5 protein-coding genes are annotated in these 6,404 nt (G+C 61.3%); 4 read left to right on the forward strand and 1 reads right to left on the reverse strand.

All coding sequences use genetic code 11. The features are described from left to right. Nucleotides 1-240 precede the first annotated feature (240 nt). Nucleotides 241-2,088, forward strand: a complete 1,848-nt coding sequence (gene glmS, locus KSY82_RS08660; RefSeq protein ID WP_217750915.1) for a glutamine--fructose-6-phosphate transaminase (isomerizing) — start codon at nucleotides 241-243, stop codon at nucleotides 2,086-2,088. Between the two features lie 114 nt (nucleotides 2,089-2,202). On the opposite strand, the gene KSY82_RS08665 is transcribed toward glmS, so the two are convergent. Then, nucleotides 2,203-2,904, reverse strand: coding sequence for a GntR family transcriptional regulator (locus KSY82_RS08665; RefSeq protein WP_055310169.1), 702 nt, complete (start codon nucleotides 2,902-2,904; stop codon nucleotides 2,203-2,205). A gap of 193 nt (nucleotides 2,905-3,097) precedes the next feature. Between KSY82_RS08665 and KSY82_RS08670 the strand changes: the two genes are divergently transcribed. From KSY82_RS08670 to KSY82_RS08680, 3 genes are all read left to right on the forward strand, one after another. Further along, nucleotides 3,098-4,132: a YeiH family protein gene (locus KSY82_RS08670; RefSeq protein ID WP_217750914.1), complete on the forward strand. Its 1,035-nt coding sequence runs from the start codon at nucleotides 3,098-3,100 to the stop codon at nucleotides 4,130-4,132. 266 nt (nucleotides 4,133-4,398) lie between these two features. Then, a complete protein-coding gene (locus KSY82_RS08675) occupies nucleotides 4,399-5,616 on the forward strand; it encodes a helix-turn-helix domain-containing protein (RefSeq protein WP_217750913.1) in 1,218 nt (405 codons plus the stop codon). A gap of 84 nt (nucleotides 5,617-5,700) precedes the next feature. After that, complete coding sequence (locus tag KSY82_RS08680; protein WP_148334224.1) at nucleotides 5,701-6,276, forward strand: hypothetical protein; 576 nt, start codon at nucleotides 5,701-5,703, stop codon at nucleotides 6,274-6,276. Nucleotides 6,277-6,404 lie beyond the last annotated feature (128 nt).

Here is a 6,404-nt window from a genome sequence, read left to right on the forward strand (position 1 = left end):
TATTTTGGCAGGTTTTATCTGGGGAAACGCCGTTGCCAGCGCGACTGCCACGAAGGGGACAGGTACCTTTGTGGTGGTTTGGACCGGCTGGACGTGTGTGCATCGGGTGGTATCTAAGTTGAGATACCACTTCTGGTATATCAGCTTGCGTTTGCGTGAGTACAATACTCGAACGTTGTACGTCTCAGCGCCCCCTGTGCGTGGACGTCTTGCAGTCACGCGAACGAAGGGATTTATCTTATGTGCGGAATCGTCGGCTACACCGGCTCTGATATTGCAAAGAACATCCTGGTCACGGGCCTCAAGCGTATGGAGTATCGCGGCTATGACTCCTCGGGCGTCGCGCTCGAGGTGGGCGAGGGCGCCGCGGCGCACCTCGACGTCATCCGCCGCGTGGGCAAGGTCGCGGGCCTGGAGAGCGAGCTTTCCAACATTGACAGCGACGCTACCTGCGGTATCGGCCACACCCGTTGGGCCACCCACGGCAAGCCCTCCGTCGTTAACGCTCACCCCCACACCAGCTGCGACGGTCGTATCGCCATCGTCCACAACGGCATCATCGAGAACTTCGCCGAGCTGCGCGAAGAGCTGGAGGACCGCGGCCACCACTTTAAGAGCGAGACCGATACCGAGGTCTTCGCGCATCTGATCGAAGAGGCTTATGCCGAGACGCACGACCTGATGGCCTCCGTGCGCGAGGCTTGCACCCACGTGGTCGGTGCCTATGGTCTGGCCGCCGTGTGCGCTGACGAGCCCGGCGTGATCGCCGTGGCTCGCAAGGATTCCCCGATCGTGGTCGGCGCGGGCGAGACCGGCGCCTATGTCGCCTCCGACGTCATCGCGCTCATCGACGCCACCCGCGATGTCGTGGTGCTCGAGGACGGTCAGTTTGCCAAGCTCACGCCCGCAGGCGTCGAGTACACCGACGAGGCCGGCAACGTTATCGAGCCCAAGGTCACCCACATCGACTGGGACCTGGACATGGCAGAAAGGGGCGGTTATCCCGACTTTATGCTCAAGGAAATCCACGAGCAGCCGCGTGTCGTGCGCGACACGCTGGTCGGTCGTATGACGCCGGCCGGCGAGCTCGACATCGACGAGCTGGGCCTTTCGCTCGAGGAGCTCAACGACATCGACCGCGTCTACGTAATCGCCTGCGGCACCAGCTATCACGCCGGCCTAATCGCCAAGAATCTCATTGAGGGCTGGGCTCGCATCCCCACTGAGGTTGAGGCGGCCAGCGAGTTCCGTTATCGCAATCCCATCATTACGCCGACGACGCTTGTCGTTGCCGTGTCCCAGTCGGGCGAGACGGCCGATACCCTTGCTGCCATTCGCGACGCGCGCATCAAGGGTGCCAAGGTCTTCGGCATCACCAACGTGGTGGGCAGCCCCGTGGCGCGTGAGAGCGACGGCGTCATCTACACCAAGGCCAACAAGGAGATCGCGGTCGCCTCGACCAAGAGCTTCATCGGCCAGGTCGTGAGCCTTACGCTTTTGGCCCTGCTGCTGGCGCAGGTCAAGTACCGCTTGAACACCAAGCAGGCGCGCATGCTGTTCCGCGAGCTTTCCGATACGGCCGAGCAGATCCAGTGGATTTTGGATACCCAAACCGAGGCCGTGCATGAGGCCGCCCTGCTGTGCAAGGACGCGCAGTCGGCGCTGTTCGTGGGCCGTGGCATGGGTGCCGCTATTTCCTACGAAGGCGCGCTCAAGCTCAAAGAGGTCAGCTACCTGCACGCCGAGGCCTACGCCGCCGGCGAGATGAAGCACGGCCCCATTGCCCTGATCGACCCGGGCTTCCCTGTCATCGCTGTGGCCACCAAGAGTGCCACCTACGACAAGACCGTGTCGAACCTTATGGAGTGCAAGGCGCGCGGCGCCAAGGTCATCGTCGTTGCCACCGAGGGCGACGAGGAGATCAACAAGATCGCCGACTGCATTATCCGCGTGCCAGCAGTCCGCGACGTGTTCAGCCCCATCACGGCGAGCGTCCCGCTGCAGCTGCTCGCCCGCGAGGTAGCCATCCTGCGAGGTTGCGACGTTGACCAGCCCCGCAACCTCGCCAAGAGCGTCACGGTAGAGTAGTTGGTTCCGCCGTTCTAGCGACTAAGGCCCGGCTCCGCATCAAGACGGAGCCGGGCCTTGACTGCATTTGCCCAGATAAAACCTGCCAAGATGAACCTGTCCCTTTTTGGCAGGTTAGCGGAGCTTGCTGGTCTCGAAGTACTCGGGGAACTGGTCCAGAACCTCGGTCTGGTTGCGGAACATCATATGCAGGTGCTTGCTGACCAAAAAGCTCGCTTCGATGGGGTCGCGACCGGCGATAGCGCGGCGAATCTGCTTGTGCTCGTTCACGATGTCCTGATTGTCGAGAACCTGCGTGGCAGCGCGCAGCCAGCGGAAGCGCTCCAGGTCGGCATTGGTCTCTTCGAGCCACGACCACACGGTGCTGCGACATGCGATACTAAAAATCATGTGATGCATGAGGTTATCGCTCAAAAAGAAGCCGATGCGATCCTCGTCGGCCATGGCCTTTTCCTGCAGCGCGATGGCGCGATCGAGCTGCTCGATGCCTGCTGAGGTGGCGCGCGCACAGCACTCCACGATCACCTGCTTTTCCAGATGCTCGCGGATGTAACAGGCACTCTCGGCAAGGGTGAGGTTGATGGGTGAGACGTAGGTGCCACTCTGGGGCACGGTGCGCACCAGGCCTTCCTGCGCCAAGCGAACCAAAGCTTCGCGCACGGGCGTGCGACCCATATCCAGGTCATCGCAAAGTTGCTTGACGCCCAGCTTTTCGCCCGGCTTGTAGTCCAGGTAGACGATTTTGCGTCGAATGGTGTGGTAGGACTGGTCCTGTAGGCTCGTTTCCTGCTCGCCGACGTGCATCGATTCTTCCATAGCGCCTCGCAACTGTTCTATCAAACTCATATGTCAGTTGTTAATTATGCCGCGAATCAGCTCTCCGCGGTGGGTAATTCGGCTGTTGCCTGAGAACTATTGCGGCATCTTAGTCTGTGTTTGCGCAAGGCTGCGCTCAATGTTGCCGTATCATAAGCCGTCGCAAACGTGAAATAGAAAGAAGGAATCCCATATGCAACTGGCAAATATCGTACGCGAGCGCTGGAAAGGCGTCTTGTTCTGCTTGATCATCGCTATCCCCGCGACGTTGCTCGGCAAACAGATTGAGGTGGTCGGCGGGCCGGTATTTGCCATCCTTTTTGGCATGGTCCTGGCGCTCGTCTTTCCCAAGAATCGTCGCGAACCGCTCGCCGCCGGCGTTACCTATACGTCCAAAAAAGTTTTGCAGTATGCGGTTATCCTGCTTGGCTTTGGCATGAACCTCTCCCAGATTCTGTCCAAGGGCGCCCAGTCGCTGCCGATTATCGTGGCGACAATCTCGACCTCGCTTGTCATCGCCTTTGTGCTCTGCCGCGTCATGAACGTGCCGGGCAAGATCGCGACGCTTGTGGGTGTGGGTTCGTCGATTTGCGGCGGTTCTGCCATCGCCGCGACCGCACCCGTCATCGATGCCGACGATCGCGAGATTGCTCAGGCCATTTCGGTCATCTTCCTGTTTAACGTTATCGCGGCGCTCGTGTTTCCGACGCTCGGCGGCATGCTCGGGCTGACCAACGAGGGCTTTGGCCTGTTTGCCGGCACCGCCATCAACGACACCTCGTCCGTAACGGCTGCGGCGAGTGCCTGGGACAGCATGCATCCCGGCGCCAATGTGCTCGAGAGCGCCACGGTGGTCAAGCTCACCAGGACGCTGGCCATTATCCCCATCACGTTGGTCCTCGCATGCTGGCAGATGCATCTGGCGCGCAAAGCCGGCGGCGACGCCAAAAGCACGTTCTCCCTTAAACGCGCGTTTCCCATGTTTGTGCTGTTCTTTGTGCTGGCGAGCGTGATCACTACGGTGCTTCAGCTTCCTGCATCCATTACGGCGCCCATCAAGGAGCTGTCGAAGTTCTTTATTGTGATGGCCATGGCGGCTATTGGTTTTAATACCGATATCGTCGAGCTGGTCAAAAAGGGCGGCAAGCCCATCGCGCTGGGCTTTTGCTGCTGGATTGGCATTGCGTGCATGAGTTTGGGAATGCAACACGTACTGGGAATCTGGTAGAGAAGTAGCTTGTTTGCGTGCTGCGTGCTGGTGAGCGCATGCTCACGGTGGAGCGATAGGAGCTCTTGCGGGTATGGCTTGTCCGCAGGTTGATAGGTCCCGAAGAGCTCTTATCGCCCTGCCAGGATGGCGATGCGGGGCAACACCTATACTCGCAGGACGGCGCTTTCTGCCCTATAGTGTTTGGTGAGCAATATCGTTCAATTTTGAAACACTCGGTCGTGCGACCGTCGGCGGTTGCATGTCGCCGCGGACAGGGGCAAATCATGGATAGCGATGCCAAGCTGAACATCTTGACCGAGGCCCTGGCTGCTGCCGGGGCCTCGGCATTGGCGATCGATGCGCGTGGGGACGTCGCGATCTCGACCATGAATGACGCGGCGCTCGAGCGGGATGTGGCGGCTTTTGTCGCTGAGCGCCTCGACCGTATAGGAGACGGCGCGCGTCTGGTTATGGGGCGTGCGGGTACGCGCCTGAGCCTGACCGTTCGCCCCACCGACAAAGAGGGCGGGGGCCTTTGGGTCGTCGTGGTCCGCGAGGTGCGCGGCGCCGCGGCGCATGCGGGCATCGAGTGGCTCAACGCCGACGAGGTTGAGGCCCGCTACGAATCGAGCGCGTACGGCATCGTTGAGGGGGCGGCCTCGGTGGCTGCGCCGGTTGCCGAGAGCTATGCGCGCGGCGTGCCCCTTATGTTCGAGGGCGAGCTGGGAGCGGGTCAGGTCGAGATCGCCAAGCGCCTCTATCTGGACGGTCCTTTTGCCGATCAGCCCTTTGTTTCCCTTGCGCTTGATGAACTCACCGAGCGCGGTTGGCGCCATGTGCTCAAAAGCGCCGAATCGCCGTTGTTCCAAATGGGGCTGACCCTTTGCATTGAGGGCTGGAACGCGGTTGGCCCCCAGCGCCTCCGCGAGCTGGTCTCCACGATGACCGACACCGCGTTGGCGACGCGCTGCCATGTGGTGCTGACGGCGAATGACATGCCGGGCGGCGGCGAAAGTGATCAAGCCGCCTTTGTGACCGAGCGCTTCGCCTGTGCGGTGAGCGTCGCGCCGGCAATCGCCGAGCAGGGAGCCGCGTCGACGAAGGTCGCGCGCTATTTGGAATATCTCGCTGATGCATTTGGGACGGCAGCGCCCACGCTGTCTGCCGCGGCGACGAAGACGCTCGATGCTTACCGCTGGCCGCGCAACTATCTGCAGCTCCGCGAGGTCTCGGAACGACTGTATATATTGGTGGGGACGGGCACGGTGGACCGCGCTGTGGCGGAGGAAGTGCTCGCCCAAGAGGACGTGATTAAGACCGCAACCTTTGGCGCCCCGACGCTTGAAAGTGACCTGTATATCCTGCGACCGCTGGCCGATACCGAGCGAGATATCGCGCATCTGGTTGTAGACCATCTCCACGGCAACCGAACCCGTGCGGCGGAGGTGCTGGGCATAAGCCGTACAACGCTGTGGCGCTTGCTGAAGGACGATGACCGTTGAGCGAGGCGCCCGTGACCGCGCGCGACGCGTGTGCTACAGTCCAAAGCGTTATTGTTTCGATTTGGTTACGGCGTGCGAGGGCATATGGCTGAGACTTCAAAACCGAGCCGCAGAAGGCGGAGTGCCGCGCCGGTCAACCGACGCACGACATCGGTGACGTGGGGCAAACACGCCTCGGGGTTTGATGGCTCGTTCAAGCGCACTAAATACGGCTATCCTTCGGCAAGCGCCCGCTTGGCAATGCAGGCAGAGTCCTCGCTGTGGGGCCGCAAACGCGTGGTGGGCTCAAAGCTCAAGCACGACGGAACGCTCGGCTACATCAGCCGCGGGGCGGCTCGCCGCAGCGGGCTCAATCCCGCCGGCTGGCATCGCTACGTGCCGATCGTGGCCGCCGTTGCAGTGATCGTCATCGCACTCGCTGCGCTTGGCTATGCCGGCGGTGGCGCCAACTTGGACGCAGTGTTTAAATCGCCCGAGCTCGCGCATGCAGGTACAGAAGTTGTCGAGGGCGCTCAGACCCAGACGGGCGTCGCGCCCCAGCGTGGTATCGTTGCGGCGGCCTCCACCATCGCCGATGCGCAAAAGGACGAAGACAAGCAAGGCGACGACGCCGAAACGGCCCAGGCAAATGAAACGGCAACAACTCCATCGGCGGGATAAGTTGCGAGTGGGGCAGCTAATTTGGGACGGGGCCTTTCAGCGGGTCCGCCGTTCGGTAGAACGGCGGAACTAATTCAAGACTTTAGTCTGCTGGCCGCGCAGCGGCCAGCTTTAAACCACCCGCTACG

It is taken from the genome of Collinsella aerofaciens, from assembly GCF_019131995.1.
GTDB lineage: Bacteria > Actinomycetota > Coriobacteriia > Coriobacteriales > Coriobacteriaceae > Collinsella > Collinsella aerofaciens_S.

Excerpts from the sequence above, each read along its gene's own strand:
- KSY82_RS08665 (WP_055310169.1), bottom strand. The coding sequence starts at position 2,904 with ATGGAAGAATCGATGCACGTCGGCGAGCAGGAAACGAGCCTACAGGAC.
- KSY82_RS08675 (WP_217750913.1), top strand. The coding sequence starts at position 4,399 with ATGGATAGCGATGCCAAGCTGAACATCTTGACCGAGGCCCTGGCTGCT.
- glmS (WP_217750915.1), top strand. The coding sequence starts at position 241 with ATGTGCGGAATCGTCGGCTACACCGGCTCTGATATTGCAAAGAACATC.
- KSY82_RS08670 (WP_217750914.1), top strand. The coding sequence starts at position 3,098 with ATGCAACTGGCAAATATCGTACGCGAGCGCTGGAAAGGCGTCTTGTTC.
- KSY82_RS08680 (WP_148334224.1), top strand. The coding sequence starts at position 5,701 with ATGGCTGAGACTTCAAAACCGAGCCGCAGAAGGCGGAGTGCCGCGCCG.